Raw genomic sequence first — 21,553 nt, forward strand, 5'->3', positions numbered from 1 at the left:
GCATGCGTGTACTTGCGGCGATGAGCGGTGGGGTCGACTCGGCGGTGGCCGCGGCCCGGGCGGTCGACGCCGGCCACGACGTCGTCGGGGTGCACCTCGCGCTGAGCCGGATGCCGGGCACACTCCGCACCGGCAGCCGCGGGTGCTGCACCATCGAGGACTCGATGGACGCCCAGCGCGCGGCGTCGGCGCTCGGGATCCCGTACTACGTGTGGGACTTCTCGGCGCGGTTCAAGGAAGACGTCGTCGACGACTTCGTCGCGGAGTACCAGGCCGGCCGGACGCCGAACCCCTGCATGCGCTGCAACGAGCGGATCAAGTTCGCCGCGCTGCTCGAGAAGGCGCTCGCCCTCGGGTTCGACGCCGTCTGCACGGGGCACTACGCCTCGATCGTCACGGGGGCCGACGGTGCCCGTGAGCTGCACCGCTCGGCCGCGTGGGCGAAGGACCAGTCGTACGTGCTCGGCGTGCTGACGGCCGAGCAGCTCGACCACGCGATGTTCCCGCTCGGGGCGACCCCGTCGAAGGACGAGGTCCGGGCCGAGGCCGCCGCGCGCGGGCTGACGGTGGCACAGAAGCCGGACTCCTACGACATCTGCTTCATCCCCGACGGCGACACCCGCGGGTGGCTGGCCGACCGGGTCGGTACGGAGCCGGGTTCCGTGGTGGAGCGCGACGGCACGGTCGTCGGCGAGCACGAGGGCGCGACGGGCTACACGGTCGGGCAGCGCCGCGGCCTGCACCTGGGGCGCCCGGCGCCGGACGGCAAGCCGCGGTTCGTCCTCGAGATCCGGCCGAAGGACAACACGGTCGTCGTCGGGCCGAAGGAGGCCCTCGACGTCCGCGCGATGGCGGGTGCCCGCTACACCTGGGCCGGGACCGCCCCGGCGGACCCGACCGTCCTGTTCGCGTGCGACGTGCAGATCCGCGCGCACGCCGACCCGGTGCCGGCGACCGCGCGGGTGACGGACGGGGAGCTCGTGATCGACGTCGACCAGCCGCTCTCGGGCGTCGCGCCGGGTCAGACCGCCGTCGTCTACGTGGGCACCCGTGTGCTCGGGCAGTGCACGATCGACCGGACCGTGAGCGCCGTCCCCGCCACCGTCTGACCCCGCTGCGTCCGGGGTCGGCGGTGCACGGTAGAACTGAGGCATGAGCGAGACCACGCCCGCCGACTCCGCCGACTCGACGTTCGAGACGATGGCCCCGGCCGACCTCGACGCCGCCCAGGCCCAGCGGGAGGTCGACCGCCTCCGCACGCGCGTCAACGAGCTGCGGCACGAGTACTACGAGGGGAACGGCTCGACCGTCTCGGACGCCGAGTACGACACGATGGTCCGCCGACTCGACGCGATCGAGCAGCGCTTCCCCGACCTCCTCACGCCGGACAGCCCGACCCAGACCGTCGGCGGCCAGGCCCAGACCGTGCAGTTCGCGCCGGTCGAGCACGCCGAGCGCATGCTCAGCCTCGACAACGTCTTCAGCCCCGAAGAGCTCACCGACTGGGCGGTCAAGGTGCAGCGCGACGCCGGGTCGGAGCGCATCCGGTTCCTGACCGAGCTGAAGATCGACGGTCTGGCGATCAACCTGCGGTACGAGCACGGCCGGCTGGTGTCGGCGGCCACCCGCGGCGACGGCGTGGTCGGCGAGGACGTCACCGGCAACGTCCGGACCATGGGCTCGATCCCGGACCGGCTGTCCGGCGAGGGGCACCCGGCGATCGTCGAGGTGCGCGGCGAGATCTTCTTCCCGGTCGCCGAGTTCGACGAGCTGAACGCCCGCCAGCGCGACGCGGGGGAGCGCGTCTTCGCGAACCCGCGCAACGCGGCGGCCGGGTCGCTCCGCCAGAAGGAGGAGGGCAAGTCCGACGCGAAGCGGGCCCTGATGGTCGACCGGCTGCGGCGCCTCCGGATGCTCGTGCACGGCATCGGCGCGTGGCCGGTCCGCGACCTCGAGCGCGACACCGAGGTGCACTCGCAGTCCGAGGTCTACGAGCTGCTGCAGACGTGGGGGCTGCCGACGAGCTCGCACTACCGGGTGTTCGACACGGTGGACGAGGTCCTCGGCTTCGTCCGGACCACCGGTGAGCGTCGCGCGTCGGTCGAGCACCAGATCGACGGCGTCGTGGTGAAGGTCGACGACCTGGCCCTGCACGAGGAACTCGGGTCGACCTCCCGGGCGCCGCGCTGGGCAATCGCGTACAAGTACCCGCCGGAGGAGGTCCACACGAAACTCCTCGACATCGTCGTCAGTGTCGGACGGACCGGACGTGCGACCCCGTTCGCCGTGATGCAGCCGGCCGAGGTCGCCGGCTCGGTGGTGCGCCAGGCGACCCTGCACAACCAGGACGTCGTGAAGGCGAAGGGTGTCCTCATCGGTGACACGGTCGTCCTGCGCAAGGCGGGTGACGTCATCCCCGAGGTCCTCGGCCCGGTGGTCGACCTCCGTGACGGCAGCGAGCGCGAGTTCGTCATGCCCGCGGCGTGCCCCGAGTGCGGCACGCCCCTCGCACCGGCGAAGGAGGGAGACAAGGACCTCCGCTGCCCGAACGCCCGCAGCTGCCCGGCGCAGGTGCGCGGGCGCGTGGAGCACATCGCCTCCCGCGGATCGCTCGACATCGAGGGCCTGGGCGAGGTCGCCGCCGCGGCACTCACCCAGCCGCTGCACCCCGAGCAGCCGCCGCTCGTCACCGAAGCCGGCCTGTTCGACCTGACGATGGAGGACATCGTCCCCATCGAGGTGATCGTCCGCGACGCCGAGACCGGCATGGAGAAGACCGACGAGGACGGCACCCCGAAACGCGTGACGCCGTTCAGCCGCGCCCGCAAGAAGACCGACCCGCCGTTCGACCCCGCAGCGCGCGGTGCGGACCACACGGGCGAGCCGAGCCGCTACCCGTCGAAGAACGCGTTCGAGATGCTCGCGAACATCGAGGCCGCGAAGACCAAGCCGCTCTGGCGCATCATGGTCGGGCTGAGCATCCGGCACGTCGGCCCCGTCGCCGCCCGCGCGCTCGCGAACCACTTCGGGTCGCTCGACCGCATCCGGAACGCGTCGCACGAGGAGCTCGCGGCGGTCGACGGTGTCGGCGGGATCATCGCGGACGCCCTGCTCGACTGGTTCGCGGTCGACTGGCACCGCGAGATCATCGACCGCTGGACCGCGGCCGGCGTGCAGTTCACCACGCCGGACCACCCCGGCCCCGGAGCGGCCGTCGAGGGTGGTGTGCTCAGCGGGGTCACCGTCGTCGCGACCGGCTCGCTCGAGGGCTACACGCGCGAGGGCGCGCAGGAGGCGATCATCGCCGCCGGCGGCAAGGCCGCGTCGAGCGTGAGCAAGAAGACCGACTTCGTCGCGGCCGGACCGGGGGCGGGGTCGAAGCTGACCAAGGCGGAGCAGCTCGGTCTGCGCATCATCGACGCGGAGCAGTTCCGGTTGCTCGTGACCGAGGGCCCGGGAGCCCTCGCGCCCGCCGAGGATCGCGACGGGACCGGCTCCAGCGCGGGGGAACCCGCCGAGGAGCAGCCCGCCGCGGGGTGACGCGGCACACCGGGGCGCGATCGGACGAACACGACGCGCCTGCCGGTGTACCCAGTCCGGGGGGCATGTTGCAGCGCGCACCCCCGTCGGGTCCCGATCTCCTTACACTCGAAAGGGCATCACTCGTCGCCTGGAGGGGGACGACGAGACGGCCTTCCCGGGGGAGACCTGATTGCTGCTCATCGCTGCGGCCCTGCTCACCGCCTCGATGCACTCGATGAGAGTGATCGAGGCCCCAGCCGCGCCCACGGTCGCCGTGCGCGTGGACGTCGCCGAGGTCCCTCCGGACCCGGTCCTCGGGCCGGAGCCGCGAGCAGCGGGGCCGGCCTCGGTGGACCTCGAGGCGCTCGCGCACGCACGCGGTCGGGAGTTCCTGACCGACCTCGTCGCCGTCGACCCGGCCGACCTCGCTCGCGCCGACCGTGACGGGCGGGTCATCGCCACCGCGCAGGACCGGCCGCCGACCGCCGTCGACGTCGCAGCGTGGTGGGGAGCGCTCCCCGCCGCCACCCACGACCGGCTCGTCGCGGGCGCTCCCGCCGTCGTCGGCAACCTCGACGGCGTGCCGTACGACGTCCGGGACCGCGCGAACCGACTCACCCTCGCCCGCGAGGCGCCCGGCGCAGTCGGGTCGAGCGGCGGGATCGACATCGATGCCGATGCCGATGCCGATGCCGTGACGGACTCCGCCCGCACGGCGATGCTCGAACAGGTCCGGGCGGCCCTGCACCGTGAGCCGGGTGAGGCGGAACGTGCCCTCGTCGTGCTCGACACCCGAGGGACCGGACGCGCGGCCATCGCCGTCGGCGACCTCGGCACCGCCCGCGACGTGACGGTGGTCGTCCCCGGGATGTTCTTCACCGTCACCGGGCAGATGCACGACTTCACGGACACCGCCGGGCACCTCTACGACGAGCAGTCGACGGTCGCCGCGCTGGCCGCGAGTCGCACCGACCGGAGCGCCGCGAGCAGTGCCGTCGTGGCGTGGATGGGCTACCGGACGCCCGACATGTCGAACATCCTCTCCCTCGGTCTCGCGCAGACCGGCGCCGAGCGGCTCGAGCGGGTGGTGGACGGACTCGACGCCGTCCGCGGCGACGACCGGCCCCGCCTCAACGTCGTCGCCCACTCGTACGGATCGACCACGGCGCTCATGGCGCTCTCCTCCGGGCACATGCAGGCGGACTCGCTCACGGTGCTCGGGTCACCCGGCAGCGACGTGCGGACCGCGCAGGAGCTCGCCGTGCACGCGGGCCAGGTCTACGTGGGTGACGCGCACAGCGATCCGATCGCCGGTTCCGGGTACTTCGGCACCGACCCGGGCTCGCCCGGGTTCGGCTCGACGCTCCTCGACCTGTCCGCCGACAGCGTCGCCCGCGACGACGGGCCCTTCCGCCGTCCGGAGGGACACAACGACTACCTCAAGCCCGGCACGGCGTCGCTCCACGACGTCGCGCTCATCGCCGTCGGTCGTGGGGACCTGGTGCGACACCAGGCGCGGCGTGGCCAGGACGGCGGCGACGCGCCGCGGACGGCTCCGGACATGTACCTCCTGCGTCCGCAGGACCTCCAGCCCCGCGACTGACCGTGCGCGGCCCAGGCCCGAGCGGCCCGGGCAGCTGTGGGCGTTCCTGAGGACGGCCGCAGGCGGCGGCGGCCCCACGGCAGACCAGCCCCAGTCCGTCGCCGTAGCGTGCCGCCATGCGTGCGAAGCGGTGGACCGGGGCCCTGTTGACCTTCGTCGCGATGTCCGGCCTCGCGGGCCTGCTGGTGGCGGTGGCCGTGACGCCCGCGGTCGCGGTGGCCGGCGAGGGCACCTCGGGGGCGGTCTCGTTCTTCGAGGACCTGCCGAGCTACCTCGAGATCCAGACGCCGCAGCAGGTGTCGTCGGTGTACGCGACGAAGGGCGGGCAGCAGGTCAAGATCGCGTCCTTCTACGCCGAGAACCGGACCGACGTCGCGTCCGACCAGATGGCGGAGTCCCTGAAGCGCGCAGCGATCGACACCGAGGACCCGCGGTTCGAGGCCGAGGGCGGCATCGACGTGCTCGGCACCCTGCGCGGCGTCGCGGCGACGGTCGTGGGCGGGGACGTGCAGGGCGGGTCGAGCATCACCCAGCAGTACGTGAAGAACGTCCTCGTGCAGCAGTGCGAGGAGCTGACCGGCAAGGACGCCGCGGACACACAGCGGAAGATCGCGGCCTGCTACGAGGACGCCGCCGGGGTGACCCCGCAGCGCAAGCTCCAGGAGATGCGGTACGCGATCGCCGTCGACAAGAAGTACACGAAGGACCAGGTCCTCACGGGGTACCTCGACCTCGTCGGTCTCGGCGGCCGGGTCTACGGCGCCGAGGCCGGCGCCGAGCACTACTTCGGCGTGCACGCGAAGGACCTGTCGCTCGTGCAGTCGGCGACCCTCGTCGCGATCCTCAACAACCCCGCGAACCTGCGCATCGACGAGCCGGACGACGAGGACAACGGTGCGGCGAACGGCTACGCCGCGACGAAGACCCGGCGGGACTACGTCCTGCAGCGCATGTACGTGCACCACGACATCTCGAAGGCGCAGCTCGACCAGGCGGAGGCCACCCCGATCACGCCACAGGTCACCGACACCGCGAACGGGTGCTCGGCGGCGGCGAGTGCCGACGACGCGGGGTACTTCTGCGACTACGTCCGTGACCAGGTGCTGCAGGACCCGGCGTTCGGCACGACCGCCGCGGAGCGCATCCAGACGCTCGACACGAAGGGACTCGAGATCCACACCTCGCTCGACCTCGACCTGCAGGCCCAGGCACAGGCGGCGCTGTCGACCTACGTCCCCGCGACCATGGACGGCGTCGACCTCGGCGGCACGAACGTCACGGTCGAGCCGGGCACGGGCCGGGTGTTGTCGATGGTGCAGAACACCACCTACACGCAGGGCGACGCCGCCGGTGCCGGGGCGACCGCGATCGACTACAACGCGGACTCGGCGTACGGGAACTCCGGCGGGTTCCAGACCGGTTCGACCTACAAGGTGTTCACGCTCGCCGAGTGGCTCGCGTCCGGGCACACGTTGTCCCAGTCGGTGCCGACCGGCGAGCACACCTTCGCGCAGTCGGAGTTCACGAACTCGTGCGAGCGGCTCGGCGGTCCCGACTGGCAGGTCGCCAACGCCGAAGCGGTGCCCGCGAGCATGAGCGTGCAGGCGGCGACCTCCGAGTCGATCAACACCGCGTTCGGGGCGATGGCGAAGCAGCTCGACCTCTGCAAGATCAAGGAGCTCGCGCAGTCCATGGGCATCCACCAGGCGAACGGGAGCGCCCCGGCGTCGAACCCGGCCTCGGTGCTCGGCACGAACCAGCTCTCGCCGATCGACCTCGCGGAGGCGTACGCGGGCTTCGCGAACGGCGGCGTCGTCTGCACCCCGACCGTGATCGACTCGGTGCGGGAGGCCGACGGGACGACGATCCGGCCGACGCCTTCGAGCTGCACGCGCGGGGTCTCCGCCGACGTCGCCGGCACGGTCGACTTCGCGTTGCAGGGGGTCCTGACCGGCGACGGCACGGCTGCGTCGGCGAACCCGGGCGACAGCACCCCGAAGTTCGCGAAGACCGGCACGACCGACGGTGACGTGCAGAACTGGCTCGTCGCGTCGAGCACGAAGTACACGAACGCCACGTGGATCGGGAACGTCACGGGGAACGTCGGCCTGGCGCACGTCTCCTTCCCGCAGGGCACGACCGGGTACAGCGCGAAGTTCGGCGTCGGCCGCTCGATGATGTCCTGGCTCGACCAGCGGTACGGCGGTGACGCCCTGCCGGAGCCGGACCCCGCGATGATCGGCGCGACGCCGCGCGCACAGCAGCAGTCGTCCGGTGACGGCGCGGCCGGTGGACCGTCGGCGGGGGAGGAGCCCGGCCCGGCGCCCGTGACGAACGGTGCGAGCACGGACGGCGCGGCCACGGACGGCGCTGCGACCGGCAGCACGACGGCCGGCACCGGAGCGGACGGGTCGACGGGGACCGGGACGGGGGCCGCCCCGGCCGGACCGGGCGTCGTCGGCGGCGGCAACGGGACGGGGCGGGGGACCACGCCGGGCGGGGCGACGGGGCAGGCACCGGGCCACGGGTAGGGACGGGACCGCCTGGAGGCGCGGTGCCGGCCCGACGGACCGGCACCGCGCCTCCGGACCGTCCTTCCACAGGCCCGCTCCGCGTGGCGACGCGGCCGGACGCGGCCAATAGACTGGTGCGCATTCCACGAACCGATCGACGGAGCACCATGCCTGACATCACGAGCGAGCAGGTCGCCCACCTGGCGAACCTCGCGCGTATCGCACTCACGCCCGACGAGATCGAGAAGCTGACCGGGGAGCTGTCGCACATCGTCGAGAGCGTCGCCAAGGTCGCCGAGGTCGCGACCGACGACGTCCCGGCGACGAGCCACCCGGTGCCGCTCGGCAACGTCACCCGACCCGACGTGGTGGGGCAGACGCTGACCCAGGAGCAGGCGCTGTCCGGCGCTCCGGACTCCGACGGCGAACGGTTCCGCGTGACGGCCATCCTGGGAGAAGAGCAGTGACCGACGACCTCACCCGCCTCAGCGCGGCCGCCCTCGCCGACGCCCTCGTCGCGCGCGACGTCTCGAGCGTCGAGGCCACCCAGGCCCACCTCGACCGGATCGCAGCGGTCGACGGGGACGTGCACGCGTTCCTGCACGTGAACGAGAACGCCCTCGCGGCCGCGAAGTCGATCGACGCGCGGCGTGCCGCCGGCGACGACCTCGGCGCACTCGCGGGCGTGCCGATCGCGATCAAGGACGTCCTGTGCACGCAGGACATGCCGACCACCTCGGGCTCGAAGATCCTCGAGGGCTGGCGTCCGCCCTACGACGCCACCCCGGTGGCGAAGCTCCGGGCCGCCGGCCTCGTGCCGCTCGGCAAGACCAACATGGACGAGTTCGCGATGGGCTCGACGACCGAGTTCTCGGCGTACGGTCCGACGCGCAACCCGTGGGACCTCGACCGGATCCCGGGCGGCTCCGGCGGTGGGTCGGCAGCGGCCGTCGCCGCACACGAGGCGCCGTTCGCCCTCGGCTCCGACACCGGTGGTTCGATCCGCCAGCCGGGCGCGGTCACGGGCACCGTCGGCGTGAAGCCGACCTACGGCGGCGTCAGCCGGTACGGCGCGATCGCACTCGCGTCGTCGCTCGACCAGATCGGTCCGGTGTCGCGCACCGTCCTCGACGCGGCGCTCCTGCACGACGTCATCGGCGGGCACGACCCCAAGGACTCGACCTCCATCCCCGACGCCTGGCCCTCGATGGCCGCCGCCGCGCGTGAGGGCCTGCAGGCCGACACGCTCCGCGGGCTCAAGGTCGGCATCGTCAAGGAGCTGGCGGGAGGCGAGGGCTTCCAGGCCGGCGTCACGCAGCGCTTCCGCGAGACGGTCGCGATCCTCGAACAGGCGGGCGCCGAGGTCGTCGAGATCGACGCTCCGTCGTTCGCGTACGCCATCAGCGCGTACTACCTGATCCTCCCGGCCGAGGCATCGTCGAACCTCGCGAAGTTCGACTCGGTGCGCTTCGGGCTCCGTGTCACGCCCGAGAACGGTGCCACCGTCGAGGACGTCATGGCTGCCACGCGCGAGGTCGGCTTCGGCCCCGAGGTGAAGCGCCGCATCATCCTCGGCACCTACGCGCTGAGCGCCGGGTACTACGACGCGTACTACGGGTCCGCGCAGAAGGTCCGCACCCTGGTGCAGCGTGACTTCGCGGCGGCGTTCGACCAGGTCGACCTGCTCATCAGCCCGTCGGCGCCGACGACGGCCTTCCCGCTCGGGGAGCGCCTCGACGACCCGCTGTCGATGTACCTCAACGATCTCACGACGATCCCGGCGAACCTCGCCGGCGTCCCCGGCATGAGCATCCCGAACGGCCTCGCGCCCGAGGACTCGCTGCCGACCGGCGTGCAGCTCATGGCCCCGCAGCGCGAGGACGCCCGGCTCTACCGCTACGGCGCCGCCCTCGAGCGCCTGCTCGAGCAGCAGTGGGGTCGCCCCCTCATCGACAGCATCCCGGACCTCGACCAGTCTCAGCAGTCCGCTGCGCAGGAAGGTGTGATCTGATGGCGCAGAAGGACGCGCTGATGGACTTCGACGAGGCGCTCGAGCGCTTCGAGCCGGTGCTCGGCTTCGAGGTCCACGTCGAGCTCGCGACGAAGACCAAGATGTTCTCGGACGCCCCGAACTTCTTCGGTGGCGAGCCGAACACGAACGTGACCCCGGTCGACCTCGGGCTGCCCGGGTCGCTGCCGGTCGTGAACGAGCAGGCCGTGCGCTACTCGATCCAGCTCGGGCTCGCGCTCGGCTGCTCGATCGCCGAGTCGTCACGGTTCGCCCGGAAGAACTACTACTACCCGGACAACCCGAAGAACTACCAGATCTCGCAGTACGACGAGCCGATCGCGTTCGAGGGTGAGGTCGAGGTCGAGCTCGCCGACGGCACGATCTTCAACGTCCCCATCGAGCGTGCCCACATGGAGGAGGACGCCGGCAAGCTGACGCACGTCGGCGGTGCCACCGGCCGCATCCAGGGCGCCGAGTACTCGCTCGTCGACTACAACCGCGCTGGCGTCCCGCTCGTCGAGATCGTCACGAAGCCGATCTTCGGCGCGAAGGACCGTGCTCCCGAGCTCGGCGCCGCGTACGTGCAGGTCATCCGTGACCTCGTCCGCGCGCTCGGCGTCTCCGAGGCCCGGATGGAACGCGGCAACCTGCGCTGCGACGCGAACATCTCGCTGCGGCCGTGGGGCCAGGAGGAGCTCGGCACCCGGACCGAGACGAAGAACGTCAACTCGTTCCGTGCCGTCGAGCGCGCGATCCGCTACGAGATCCAGCGCCAGGCCGCGATCCTCGCCGCGGGCGGCACGATCACGCAGGAGACCCGCCACTGGCACGAGGACACCGGTCGCACCTCGGCCGGCCGTCCGAAGTCCGACGCCGACGACTACCGCTACTTCCCGGAGCCCGACCTGCTGCCGGTCGTGCCGGACCCCGCCGTGGTCGAGGAACTCCGGGCGTCCCTGCCCGAGGCGCCCGTCGCGCGTCGTCGTCGGCTCAAGGGCGAGTGGGGTTTCAGCGACCTCGAGTTCCAGGACGTCGTCAACGGCGGGCTGCTCGACGAGGTCGAGGCCACGGTCGCAGCCGGTGCGTCGCCGCAAGCCGCGCGCAAGTGGTGGACGGGCGAGATCAGCCGCGTCGCGAACGCGCAGGAGACCGCCGCGGGTGACCTCGTGTCGCCGCGGCACGTCGCCGAGACGATCGCGCTCGTCGAGTCCGGCGACCTGACCGACCGTCTGGCGCGCCAGGTGCTCGAAGGGGTCATCGCAGGCGAGGGATCGCCGGCGCAGGTCGTCGAGGCCCGCGGGCTCAAGGTCGTCTCGGACGACTCCGCCCTCACCGCCGCGGTCGACCAGGCGCTCGCTGCCCAGCCCGACGTCCTCGCCAAGATCCGGGACGGCAAGGTCCAGGCCGCCGGCGCGATCATCGGCGCGGTCATGAAGGCCATGAAGGGCCAGGCCGACGCGGCCCGCGTCCGTGAGCTGGTGCTGGAGCGCGCGCAGCAGTCGTAGCGCGACCGACAGACGGACGGGAGGCACGTGGCGGGGTCCGCCACGTGCCTCCCGTCCGTCGTCGGGCCGTCCGCGATCCTGGGGACGCGTCAGCGAACCGGTGACAGGATGAGGAGTGACCGCAACGATCCGTGCCATCGGGACCGCCGTACCCGAGACGACCCTCGACCAGCGCGCGGTGCGTGACCTGTTCGCCGGGCAGCCGGACCTCGGTCGGCTCGGCGCACGCATCGTCCCGGCTGCGTTCGACGTGTCCGCCGTCGAGCACCGGCACACCGTGATCGAGGAGCTCGACGCGTCGCGGCCGGGTGGCCTCTTCCGGCAGGACTCCGGCGCGCTCGTGTCGCCCTCCACCGGCACCCGCAACGACCGCTACCGGGACCTCGCCCCGGCGCTCTTCGTCGCCGCCGCTCGGGACGCGGTCGAGCGAGCGGGGGTGTCGCCGGACCGCGTCACCCACCTGGTGACCGTCTCCTGCACGGGCTTCACGCAGCCCGGACCGGACATCGACGTCGTCGAGCAGCTCGGGCTGCCTGCCGGCGTCTTCCGTCACCACATCGGATTCATGGGGTGCTGCGCGGCGTTCCCCGCGCTCCGGATCGCGGCCGCGTTCGCCGAGGCCGACCCGGACGCGGTCGTGCTCGTCGTCTGCGCCGAGCTCTGCACGCTGCACGTCCGGGCCTCCGACGACCCGGACCAGATCGTCGCGAACAGCGTGTTCGGCGACGGGGCCGCGGCGGCGGTCGTGACCGCGGGCGGTGCCGGTCTCCGCATCGAACGGTTCGCCACCGCGACGGTGCCCGAGGGGGCCTCGGAGATGGCGTGGAACATCGGTGACGAGGGCTTCGAGATGGTCCTCTCGACCGCGGTGCCGAAGCTCGTCGGCGTGCACGTGCCCGCGGCGGTCACCCCGCTGCTCGGCGAGGGGGAGACCTTCGCCGACGTGCCGGTCTGGGCGGTGCACCCGGGCGGGCGTGCGATCCTCGACCGCGCCCAGGACGCGCTGGCGCTGCCGGACGGTGCGGTGGAGTCGAGCCGTGCCGTCCTCCGTGACCACGGCAACATGTCGAGCGCGACGGTGCTGTTCGTGCTCCGGGACGCGGTCGAGCAGGGTCTGTCCACCGGTACGCCGGTCGTCGCCGTGGCGTTCGGGCCCGGCCTGACGGTGGAGAGCGCGAGGCTGACGGCGGTCGGGGCGTGAGCGGGCGGGAGCCCCGCCCGGGCGCGGTCGACCTGAGCGTGCGCGACACCGAGCTGCAGGAGCTCATGGACGACCCCGCGTGCGACCCGCGCGCGCTGGACCGGACGTTCCGTCGGTTCGCGGTGGTGAACGCGCTCGTGAGCGGGTGGCGCGCCGTCTGGCGGACGCACGTCGTCCCGGCCCTGCCGCCGAGCGGACGGGCGCGGGTGCTCGACCTCGGGTGCGGCGGGGGCGACCTGGCGAGGTCGCTCGTGCGGTGGGCCGGGTCCGACGGCTTCTCGATCGAGGTGGTCGGCGTCGACCCGGACGACCGGGCGATCACGGCGGCGACGCGGACGGCGAGCCGCGGGGTGTCCTTCCGACGGGCATCGAGCGCGGACCTCGTCGCCGCGGGCGAGCGGTTCGACGTCGTCGTGTCGAACCACGTCCTGCACCACCTCGACGACGCCGCCCGGTCGTCGTTCCTGGCGGACTCGGAGCAGCTCGCGACCGGGAGGAGCCTGCACTCGGACATCCGGCGGTCGCGGCAGGCCTACCGGGCGTACGCGTTGGCGTCACCACTCGTGTCGGCGGGCACGTTCGTGCGGGTGGACGGCCTCCGATCGATCCGCCGGTCGTTCACCGTGCCGGAACTGCAGACCGTGCTGCCCGCGGGCTGGCGGGCCGAGCGGGCTTCCCCGCACCGGGTGCTCGCGGTGCGCGACGCCTGACGTGCGCATCGCCGCGATGCCTGCCGTGCGCGGCGCCTGCCGCCGGCTGTCGGCCGTCGGCCCGGGCGCTTCCGCCCCGGGACTCGGCCCCGCGGACCGGTTCGTGCGTGTACCGCTGCGAACGTGTCCGCGGGGCCGAGCCTCGCGCTGGCGCCGGCTGGCGCCGGCTGGCTTCACGGGCGGAGCAGCACCTTGATCGCCCGACGCTCGTCCATCGCCGCGTACGCCTCGGCCGCCTCGTCCAGGGGCAGCTCGAGGTCGAACACCTTGCCGGGGTCGATGGTGCGCGAGAGCACGTCGGGGAGCAGCTCCTCGATGTAGGCGCGCGCCGGAGCCATCCCGCCGCCGACCGTGATGTTCTTCGCGAAGAGGAACGGCATCGGCAGTTCGGGGTCGCCCGCGGGCACGCCCACGTAGCCGACGTTCCCGCCGGGACGCACGACGCGGAGTGCCTGGTCCATGCTCTCCGCGGTGCCGACGGCCTCGAGCGCGCAGTCGGCGAGGTCTCCGCCGAGCAGGTCGCGCACCGCGGCCACGCCCTCGTCGCCCCGGGTCTCGACGACGTCCGTCGCGCCGAACTCGCGGGCGAGGGCCTGCCGGTCCGCGTGCCGGCTCATCGCGATGATCCGCTCGGCGCCCAGACGCGCGGCGGCGAGCACGGCGGACAGGCCGACCGCGCCGTCACCGACGACCACGACGGTCCGGCCCGGGCCCACACCCGCCGAGACGGCGGCGTGGTGGCCGGTGGAGAAGACGTCGGACAGTGTGAGGAGCGACGGCACGAGGTCGTCGTCGACCGGGCCCGGCACCTTCACGAGCGTCGCCGCGGCATCGGGGACGCGGACGTACTCGGCCTGCGCGCCGCCCATCGGGTGCCCGTAGGCGTCCGGCGTCACGCCGAACGTGGAGCCGTGCTCGCAGCCGCTCGTCATGCCGTGGGCGCACGCCTGGCACGTGCCGTCGTTGGTGGTGAACGGCGCGATCACGAAGTCGCCGACGGACAGGTCCGAGACCTCCGCGCCGACGGAGTCGACGACGCCGACGAACTCGTGCCCGATGGCGCGCGGCTCCTTCGTGTCGCGGACGCCGCGGTACGGCCAGAGGTCCGATCCGCAGACGCAGGCGGCGGTGACCCTGACGACGGCGTCGGTCGGGTCGATGACGGTGGGGAGGTCACGCTCCTCGACACGGATGTCGCGAGGGGCGTGGATGACGGTTGCGCGCACGGTGTGGCCTTCCGATCGGTGGTGGTCGCGGCGCGTGCGGTGACGCGCCAGGGATCCGGCGCCGTTGCGGGACCCGTCGGCACTACGCTTCCCGGGTGGACGACGACCGGTACGGCAGTGACGTGCTCTCGGGCGACTGGCGCTCGAAGGGCGTCAAGAAGGTGCGGCAGGTGCCGCTCGAACGCGACATGGTCCTCGAGGACCCCGATTCCGGCTGGGCTGGCGCCGTCGTGGGCCTCGAGGCCGGCAACGTCACCCTGGAGGACTGGAAGGGTCGCACCCGCGCCTTCCCCTTCACCGGGCAGTTCCTGCTCGAGGGTGAGCTCGTGACCCTCGGTCGCCCGCAGGCCCCGGTGGGTCGCTCCGCCGCGGCCGCGCCGCCGGCTCGTGCCGTGGGGAGGGCCGGGAGGCCCGGAGTCGTGCCCGCCGTGCGGCACGCCTCCGACGGCGGTCGCCTCCGTACCGCGTCCGGCTCGTTCGCGGTCGAGCAACAGCGTGCCCGCGTGGCGCTGCCGTCGCGGATCATGGTCGAGGGCAAGCACGACGCCGAGCTCGTCGAGAAGGTGTGGGGCGCCGACCTCCGCGTCGAGGGCGTCGTCGTCGAGTACCTGGAGGGCGTCGACAACCTCGCCGACGTCCTCGACGAGTTCCGTCCGACCCGTGACCGTCGCGTCGGCGTGCTCGTCGACCACCTCGTGCCGGGCTCGAAGGAGTCCCGCTTCGCCGAGGCCGTGATGCGCGGCAAGTGGGGTGCACACGTGCTCGTCGTCGGGCACCCGTTCGTCGACGTCTGGCAGTCGGTGAAGCCCGCGCGGCTCGGACTCGAGCAGTGGCCGACGATCCCGCGCTCGATCGAGTGGAAGAAGGGCATCCTGCAGCACCTCGGGTGGCCCGCTGAGGACCAGGCCGACGTCGCACGCGCGTGGCAGCGGATCCTCGGGCAGGTCCGGACGTTCGCCGACCTCGAGCCGCAGCTGCTCGGCCGCGTCGAGGAGCTGATCGACTTCGTGACCGAGCCGAAGGCCTGACCGCGCCGACCACCTGACGCGCGCGACCCTGGCGATCGGGGTGCCCCGCGCCTCCCGGCCGCCGCCGCGCGAGCGGGCGTTCCCTGCGGTGTGGCGGGTGTGGGGTGGTGCGTTCCCGCCCGCTCGCGACGGGTGCGGTGGTGGTGTGGGCCCCGGGTGTGGCGAGCGGGCGGTTCCTGCGGCGGTGGACGGGCGGGGTGGTGCGTTTCCGCCCGCTCGCGACGGGTGCGGTGGTGGTGTGGGCCCCGGGTGTGGCGAGCGGGCGGTTCCAGCGGCGGTGGACGGGCGGGGTGGTGCGTTTCCGCCCGCTCGCGCGCGGGTCCGGGGCGATCGGCGTGTCGACGCCTACTGTTGAGGGATGGACGGCATCGACGGTCGCGTGCGAGGTGCGGTCGAGGTGTGGCTGCGCTGGCTCCCGCGCTGGCAGATCGGCACGGCCCGTCCGCGCACCCGGATCTGCCGCAGGTGCACCGGCTCGCCGATCGCGACCGCGGCCGGGTTCGGACCCGACGTCCCGCACGCCGTGCAGCACGCGCTGATCGGACGGATCTCGACGATCGTCGAGGACGCCGTCGACGAGTACACCGCCAGGAACCTGCCGCTGCTGCAGCGCGAGCTCGAACGAGCGGCGGCCCGGAAGCGGCACGCCGGGTACCAGCCGACCGAGGGACTGTCGCCGGAGTTCCAGGGACTCGACGTGGACCCCGAGCCGTCGCCCGGCGAGCCGTTCCTGTTCACGCTCGACGAGTTGACGGGCACGGGAGCGGGGGAGCAGGCGCCGCGGGAGCCGCTCTCGGACGAGGCGAAGGCGGCTCTCCGGCACGAGATCGCCCTCTCGGACGAGTGCGCGCGAGCGACGGGGACGGCCGTGTGCCTGGCACTCGTCGAACACCGACCGCGCATCGCCGAGGCCGTCGAGCGCCTGGTCGAGCCCCAGATCGCTGCGCTCGTGTCCGACATGTTCCGCGGGTTCGACGGCTCTGCGGAAGCAGGGCGCGAGGGCCTCTTCTGACCGACCGCCCACTGTCCTCCACTCCGCCGGGGTCGGGCCAGAATGGTGTGGTGACTCGCACCTGGGGCTGGCTCGCAGCCGTCGTCGACATCGTCCTCATCGTCGCCTTCGCGCTCATCGGGCGGTCGTCCCACGCCGAGGCGGCGTCGCTGCCCGGGCTCTGGACGACCGCGTACCCGTTCCTGGCCGGATGGGCCGTCGGCTACCTCGTGGTCCGGGGATGGGTCCGGCCGCTGCGGACCTGGCCGACCGGCGTGGTCGTCTGGGTCGCCACCGTCGCGATCGGCATGCTGCTCCGCGTCCTGACCGGGCAGGGGGACGTCGCGGGTGACCCGCTGCCGCTGTCGTTCGTCATCGTGGCGACCGTCGTGCTCGCGGTGTTCCTGCTCGGGTGGCGCCTCGTCGTCGCGGTCGTCGTGTCGCGGGGAGGACGACGCGGTCGCGGACGGGCCTGACCCAGCTCGGCCCCGTCGCGGGCACGACGCGGCCTCCTCGCGGGACGGCGCGATCGCGGCCCGGCTCGAACCGCCGCGGCCGACCGGATCCGTTCACCCGCAGGTCACCGGTTCGCCACCCCGCCGGGCCACCATGCGGGGATGACGACGCTCGACCACGCCACCGTCGGACCGGACCGTGACGAGCACACCGCACGGGCGTTCCCGCGACTCGTCGCCCGCCGTGGTGCACCGCGGGTGCGGCGTGAGGACACCCTGCCCGCGATCGCCGTCGCAGAAGCCCTCGGAGCCGACGTCGTCGAGGTCGACGTCCGCCGGACCGCCGACGGGGTCGCCGTGCTCCTGCACGACGAGACCCTCGGACGGCTGTGGGGCGACCCCCGCCGCGTCGCGGACGTGTCGTGGTGCGACGTCGCCCGCATGGGCAACGGCCTCGACCGGATCCCGCGCCTCGACGCCGTGCTCGAGCGGCTCCACGGCTGCCGGGCCGCGCTGCTGGTCCACGTCGACGACCCCGCCGACGCCCTCGTCGCCACCCGCACCGTCGCCTCGTCCACCTGGGACACGACCGTCGCCTGGACGGGGACAGCGGCCTCGCTCGCGGCCGTCCGCGCGGCCCTGCCGGACGCCGACACCTGGGCGGTCTGGGAGACCCTCACCGCCCCGACCGCCGCGGACACCGCCGAGGTGCGCCCGTCGACCCTCGTGCTCGACGACGTCTTCCTCACACCGGAGACCGTCGCGGCAGCCCACGCTCTCGGGCTCGCGGTCGCGGTCCGGACGGTCGACGCCCCCGAGCCGGTCCGGTGGGCAGCCCGGCTCGGCGCCGACCTGATCGCCACGGACGACGTCGCATCTGCGCGGGCGGTGCTCGCCGACGGGGAGCGGGACGGCTGGGCGCAGCAGGACCGAGAGCCGACCGAGGAGGAACTCGCCACCCGGGCACAGGCCCTGGCGCACCGGATCGCGCACGAGGTGATCGCCTTCACCCGTGAGCACCCCGTCGGACAGGTCGCGTCCAAGCGGGCCCCGGGGGACCTGGTCACCGACGTCGACCGGGCCGTCGAGCGACTCGTCCGCGCCCGTGTCCGGGCCGCCTTCCCGACGCACGGCTTCACCGGCGAGGAGTACGGCGAGGCTCCCGGGGACCGGCACCGGTGGTACCTCGACCCGGTCGACGGCACCACCAACCTGGTGAACGGCCTCCCCTGGACCTCGATGTCGCTCTGCCTCACGCGCGGCGGTCGCCCGCTCGTCGGCGTCGTCGCGGACCCGTGGCGCGGCGAGGTGCTCGAGGCCCGTCACGGGCGCGGCGCGGTGCTGCGCGACACCCCGCTGCGGCTCGACGACACCCCGCGCCCGCTCGCCGGAGCGGTCGTCGGCGCCGAGTTCGGCGGACAGGGTGCCTGGGTCGGGCTCGGGAGGCTCGTGGAGGCGCTCGCAGACCGAGCCTGCGCCGTGCGCGTGATGGGTTCGAGCACGCTCACGGTCGCGCAGGTGGCCGCCGGACGCGGCGTGGGCGGGTGCGTGCCGTCCTTCGACCCGGTCGACCACGGCGCCGCGGTGCTGCTCGTGCACGAGGCTGGCGGTGTCGTCCTGACGCGGACCGGTCCGGTCGACGGCTTCCCGCCCGAGGGCGAGCCCTTCCTCGTCGCGCACCCCGGTGCCGCGGACGAGCTGTTCGAGGTGTGGTCGACGGCGCTCGGCCGCCCCTGACGCCGCTCACGGCCAGTTCTGTGCGGCCGTACAGTCAGCGGTCGTCGGTGCTCCCTAGGGTGGCAGACGACGTGCCGACCCGACCGGGCCGGACCGCACCGAAGGAGCGACGACATGGGATTCCTCGACCGACTGCTCGGCCGTCCCGAGCGTGACCGTGGTCAGCAGGACCAGTGGGGCCGACCCCAGCAGCAGCCGCAGCAGCAGGGGTACCAGTACGGGCAGCAGTCCTACCAGGTGCCGCCCGCGTCGCAGGGCCAGCCGCAGTACGGCCAGCCGCAGTACGGCCAGCCGCAGTACGGCCAGCCGCAGTGGGGCGGTCCCGCCCAGCCGGACGGGCAGCAGGGATCGGTGTCCCCCGACGACCAGCGCGCCGTCGAGCGCTACCGCTACCTGCTCCGCACGGCACCGCCCGAGCGCATCGAGGAGGTCCACGCCGAGGCCTTCGCGACCCTGACGCCCGAGCAGCGCCGGATGGTCTACGAGGAGTTCACCCGCAGTGCGCCCGACGGCGAGGCCCCGCGCGGCGACGACCCCCGCTCCCTCGCGCAGGCGGCGACCCGGTCCGAGATCCGTCAGCCCGGCTTCATGGAGCGCTCGCTCGGCGGGATGAACGGCGGGGCCGGCGCGATGGGGCAGCGCGGAGGTCCGTCGTTCGGCCGGATGATCGGCGCATCGATCCTCGGCACGGTCGCCGGGTACGTCATCGGGTCCGCGATCATGAGCGCCTTCCTGCCGGACGCCGGTTCGTTCGACGGCGGTACCGATGCTGCGGGTGACGGTGGTTCGGAGGACACTGGTGCCGACTCCGGTGACGGCGGGGCGTCCGACGCGGGCGCTCCCGACGGCGGCGGGTACGAGAACGCGGGCTGGGACGACGGCGGCGGTGACTTCGGCGGCGGCGGCGGTGACTTCGGCGGCGGCGGCTTCGGCGACTTCGGCGGTGACTTCGACGTCTGACTGACGTCGTCGCTCCCGCCGACCCCCACCACACCGACGTGGCCGACGAGGGAGCGACATGGCCATCATCGAAGCCTCCGGGCTGACCAAGACGTACCGATCGCGATCGGGCCCGGTGCACGCACTGGCCGGGCTCGACCTCGCCGTGCCCGAGGGCACCGTCACGGCGCTGCTCGGACCGAACGGCGCCGGCAAGACCACCACCGTGAAGGTCCTCACCACGCTCGTCACGCCGGACAGCGGCCGGGCGACCATCGACGGGATCGACGTCGTCGCGGACCCGCAGGCGACCCGGCGCTCCATCGGCGTCTCCGGCCAGTACGCGGCCGTGGACGAGAACCTCACGGGCGCCGAGAACCTCGAGATGATCGGCCGGCTGTACCACCTCGGGCGTCGTGTGGCCCGACAGCGCGCCCGGGAGCTCATCGAGGTGTTCGACCTCTCCGAGGCCGGCGACCGTCCGGTCAAGGGGTTCTCGGGCGGGATGCGGCGTCGCATCGACCTCGCCGGCGCGCTCGTGGCGAACCCGCGTGTGTTGTTCCTCGACGAGCCGACCACCGGGCTCGACCCCCGCAGCCGCCTGGCGCTGTGGGGCATCATCGAGGGACTCGTCGACGACGGCGCCACCGTGCTCCTCACCACCCAGTACCTGGAGGAGGCTGACCAGCTCGCCGACGACATCGCGGTGATCGACGACGGCCGCGTGATCGCCGAGGGCACCGCCGACGAGCTCAAGGCCCAGGTGGGCGGGCACCGGGTGGTGGTCACCCTGGTGGACGACGACGACCGGGAGGCCGTGGTCACCGCCCTCCGCCGCCACGGCGTCGGGGACGTGGAGACGTCGACCGACGGACGCACCTCCGGCATCGCGGTCGATGCGGGTCCGCTCGCGCTGCAGCGGGTCCTCGCGGACCTCGGGGACGCGGGGATCCGGCTGCACGACGCCGGCATGCGCCGGCCGACGTTGGACGACGTCTTCCTGCGCCTCACGGGACACGCCGCCACGGCTGCGGAGGAGGACGCGCCGGACGGTGGCGGCGCCGCGGGGGCGGGACGTGCCTCCCGGCCGGGTCGGCGCGAACCGGTGCGGACCGCGGGAGACGCGACCGACAGCACCCCGGAGCGTGTCCGGTGACCGCCGTCGGCGCGCCGCGGCAGCAACTGCCGGTGGTCGTGACCTCGCCCGTCGCGGTCTGGTTCGAGGACGGGTGGACCGTCACGAAGCGGAACCTCACGAAGATCAAGCGCTCGCCCGACATGCTCGTCTTCGCCGTGCTGCAGCCGATCATGTTCGTGCTGCTCTTCAGCCAGGTCTACGGCGGCGCGATCCAGGTGCGGGGGACCGACTACACGCAGTTCCTCATGGCGGGGATCTTCGCGCAGACGGTCGTGTTCGGCGCGACGTTCTCGGGATCGGCGATGGCGCAGGACCTGAAGGAGGGCCTGATCGACCGGTTCCGCACGCTGCCGATGTCGGCGTCGGCGGTGCTCGTCGGGCGGACGAACTCCGACCTGGTGCTCAACGCGATCTCGATGGTGATCATGATGCTGACCGGTCTGGCCGTCGGCTGGCGGGTCGGGTCGGCACCGCACGAGTTCCTGGCGGGTGTCGGCCTGCTCCTCCTCTTCAGCTACGCCTTCAGCTGGGTGATGGCGTTGCTCGGGATGAGCGTCCGGACGCCGGAGGTCATCAACAACGCGTCGTTCATGATCCTGTTCCCGCTGACCTTCATCTCGAACGCCTTCGTGCCGAGCGAGACGATGCCACTGGTCCTCCGAGTGTTCGCGGAGTGGAACCCGGTGTCGTCGCTCGTGCAGGCCGCCCGCGAGCTGTTCGGCAACGTCGGGACCGCGCCGGTGCCGGACGTCTGGACCATGCAGCACCCGGTCGTGACGGTGCTCGTGGGCATCGTGGTGATGCTCGTGGTGTTCGTCCCGTGGGCGGTGCGCAAGTACACACGCATCAGCGCGGGCTGACCCGGTCGTCCACAGCCTCCGGGTCGGGGCCCCGACGGTCACCGGGACCGCTTACCATCGTCTCTCGTGACCGCGACCGAAGCCGAGCGCGCCGCCCAGCGCGGTGCCACCGAG

At 73.0% G+C, this 21,553-nt stretch carries 17 protein-coding genes; 16 read left to right on the forward strand and 1 reads right to left on the reverse strand.

Translation table 11 applies throughout. The features are described 5' to 3' along the window. The first annotated feature begins 2 nt into the window (after window positions 1-2). The 9 genes from mnmA to DEJ22_RS04295 all read left to right on the forward strand — a co-directional run bounded on the left by mnmA (window position 3) and on the right by DEJ22_RS04295 (window position 13,065). Window positions 3-1,109: a tRNA 2-thiouridine(34) synthase MnmA gene (mnmA, locus tag DEJ22_RS04255; RefSeq protein WP_111228466.1), complete on the forward strand. Its 1,107-nt coding sequence runs from the start codon at window positions 3-5 to the stop codon at window positions 1,107-1,109. 43 nt (window positions 1,110-1,152) lie between these two features. Continuing rightward, the gene (gene ligA, locus DEJ22_RS04260; protein WP_258379745.1) at window positions 1,153-3,540 is read left to right on the forward strand and encodes an NAD-dependent DNA ligase LigA; all 2,388 of its coding nucleotides are present in this window, start codon (window positions 1,153-1,155) and stop codon (window positions 3,538-3,540) included. Between the two features lie 172 nt (window positions 3,541-3,712). Next, the gene (locus DEJ22_RS04265; RefSeq protein ID WP_111228465.1) at window positions 3,713-5,125 is read left to right on the forward strand and encodes an alpha/beta hydrolase; all 1,413 of its coding nucleotides are present in this window, start codon (window positions 3,713-3,715) and stop codon (window positions 5,123-5,125) included. Window positions 5,126-5,241: 116 nt separating this feature from the next. After that, complete coding sequence (locus DEJ22_RS04270) at window positions 5,242-7,656, forward strand: transglycosylase domain-containing protein (protein WP_111228464.1); 2,415 nt, start codon at window positions 5,242-5,244, stop codon at window positions 7,654-7,656. Between the two features lie 149 nt (window positions 7,657-7,805). Beyond that, the gene (gene gatC, locus DEJ22_RS04275) at window positions 7,806-8,105 is read left to right on the forward strand and encodes an Asp-tRNA(Asn)/Glu-tRNA(Gln) amidotransferase subunit GatC (protein WP_058728900.1); all 300 of its coding nucleotides are present in this window, start codon (window positions 7,806-7,808) and stop codon (window positions 8,103-8,105) included. After that, entirely contained in the window at window positions 8,102-9,649 is a 1,548-nt protein-coding gene (gatA, locus tag DEJ22_RS04280) for an Asp-tRNA(Asn)/Glu-tRNA(Gln) amidotransferase subunit GatA (RefSeq protein ID WP_111228463.1), read from the forward strand. Before gatC ends, gatA begins: the two co-directional genes overlap by 4 nt. Further along, window positions 9,649-11,154, forward strand: a complete 1,506-nt coding sequence (gene gatB / locus DEJ22_RS04285; protein ID WP_111228462.1) for an Asp-tRNA(Asn)/Glu-tRNA(Gln) amidotransferase subunit GatB — start codon at window positions 9,649-9,651, stop codon at window positions 11,152-11,154. Before gatA ends, gatB begins: the two co-directional genes overlap by 1 nt. Before the next feature lie 115 nt (window positions 11,155-11,269). After that, window positions 11,270-12,355: a type III polyketide synthase gene (locus DEJ22_RS04290; RefSeq protein ID WP_111228461.1), complete on the forward strand. Its 1,086-nt coding sequence runs from the start codon at window positions 11,270-11,272 to the stop codon at window positions 12,353-12,355. Then, window positions 12,352-13,065 (forward strand): methyltransferase domain-containing protein, encoded by a 714-nt coding sequence (locus DEJ22_RS04295; RefSeq protein WP_258379744.1) that lies wholly within the window; start codon window positions 12,352-12,354, stop codon window positions 13,063-13,065. Before DEJ22_RS04290 ends, DEJ22_RS04295 begins: the two co-directional genes overlap by 4 nt. A 173-nt stretch (window positions 13,066-13,238) precedes the next feature. Here DEJ22_RS04295 and DEJ22_RS04300 read toward each other — a convergent pair whose 3' ends face one another. Beyond that, window positions 13,239-14,291 carry a zinc-dependent alcohol dehydrogenase family protein gene (locus tag DEJ22_RS04300; protein WP_111228460.1) on the reverse strand — a complete coding sequence of 351 codons (1,053 nt, stop codon included), beginning with the start codon at window positions 14,289-14,291 and terminating at the stop codon, window positions 13,239-13,241. Between the two features lie 95 nt (window positions 14,292-14,386). Between DEJ22_RS04300 and DEJ22_RS04305 the strand changes: the two genes are divergently transcribed. From DEJ22_RS04305 to DEJ22_RS04335, 7 genes are all read left to right on the forward strand, one after another. Then, entirely contained in the window at window positions 14,387-15,319 is a 933-nt protein-coding gene (locus tag DEJ22_RS04305) for a DUF3097 domain-containing protein (RefSeq protein ID WP_111228459.1), read from the forward strand. A gap of 358 nt (window positions 15,320-15,677) precedes the next feature. Beyond that, complete coding sequence (locus DEJ22_RS04310; protein WP_111228458.1) at window positions 15,678-16,331, forward strand: spermidine/putrescine ABC transporter substrate-binding protein; 654 nt, start codon at window positions 15,678-15,680, stop codon at window positions 16,329-16,331. 50 nt (window positions 16,332-16,381) lie between these two features. Beyond that, complete coding sequence (locus DEJ22_RS04315; protein WP_349775155.1) at window positions 16,382-16,786, forward strand: DUF3054 domain-containing protein; 405 nt, start codon at window positions 16,382-16,384, stop codon at window positions 16,784-16,786. Between the two features lie 141 nt (window positions 16,787-16,927). Further along, the gene (locus DEJ22_RS04320) at window positions 16,928-18,502 is read left to right on the forward strand and encodes an inositol monophosphatase family protein (RefSeq protein ID WP_258379743.1); all 1,575 of its coding nucleotides are present in this window, start codon (window positions 16,928-16,930) and stop codon (window positions 18,500-18,502) included. 114 nt (window positions 18,503-18,616) lie between these two features. Next, window positions 18,617-19,462 carry a hypothetical protein gene (locus tag DEJ22_RS04325; RefSeq protein ID WP_284174808.1) on the forward strand — a complete coding sequence of 282 codons (846 nt, stop codon included), beginning with the start codon at window positions 18,617-18,619 and terminating at the stop codon, window positions 19,460-19,462. Between the two features lie 58 nt (window positions 19,463-19,520). Next, complete coding sequence (locus tag DEJ22_RS04330; protein ID WP_111228456.1) at window positions 19,521-20,597, forward strand: ATP-binding cassette domain-containing protein; 1,077 nt, start codon at window positions 19,521-19,523, stop codon at window positions 20,595-20,597. Continuing rightward, window positions 20,594-21,439: an ABC transporter permease gene (locus tag DEJ22_RS04335; protein ID WP_111228455.1), complete on the forward strand. Its 846-nt coding sequence runs from the start codon at window positions 20,594-20,596 to the stop codon at window positions 21,437-21,439. Before DEJ22_RS04330 ends, DEJ22_RS04335 begins: the two co-directional genes overlap by 4 nt. Window positions 21,440-21,553: the final 114 nt, after the last annotated feature.

Source organism: Curtobacterium sp. MCSS17_007 (assembly GCF_003234175.2).
GTDB lineage: Bacteria > Actinomycetota > Actinomycetes > Actinomycetales > Microbacteriaceae > Curtobacterium.

What these genes read in the sequence shown, in the direction of transcription:
- DEJ22_RS04270 (WP_111228464.1), top strand. Translation starts at nt 5,242, where the DNA reads ATGCGTGCGAAGCGGTGGACCGGGGCCCTGTTGACCTTCGTCGCGATG.
- gatB (WP_111228462.1), top strand. Translation starts at nt 9,649, where the DNA reads ATGGCGCAGAAGGACGCGCTGATGGACTTCGACGAGGCGCTCGAGCGC.
- DEJ22_RS04330 (WP_111228456.1), top strand. Translation starts at nt 19,521, where the DNA reads ATGGCCATCATCGAAGCCTCCGGGCTGACCAAGACGTACCGATCGCGA.
- ligA (WP_258379745.1), top strand. Translation starts at nt 1,153, where the DNA reads ATGAGCGAGACCACGCCCGCCGACTCCGCCGACTCGACGTTCGAGACG.
- mnmA (WP_111228466.1), top strand. Translation starts at nt 3, where the DNA reads ATGCGTGTACTTGCGGCGATGAGCGGTGGGGTCGACTCGGCGGTGGCC.
- DEJ22_RS04325 (WP_284174808.1), top strand. Translation starts at nt 18,617, where the DNA reads ATGGGATTCCTCGACCGACTGCTCGGCCGTCCCGAGCGTGACCGTGGT.
- DEJ22_RS04320 (WP_258379743.1), top strand. Translation starts at nt 16,928, where the DNA reads ATGACGACGCTCGACCACGCCACCGTCGGACCGGACCGTGACGAGCAC.
- DEJ22_RS04310 (WP_111228458.1), top strand. Translation starts at nt 15,678, where the DNA reads ATGGACGGCATCGACGGTCGCGTGCGAGGTGCGGTCGAGGTGTGGCTG.
- gatC (WP_058728900.1), top strand. Translation starts at nt 7,806, where the DNA reads ATGCCTGACATCACGAGCGAGCAGGTCGCCCACCTGGCGAACCTCGCG.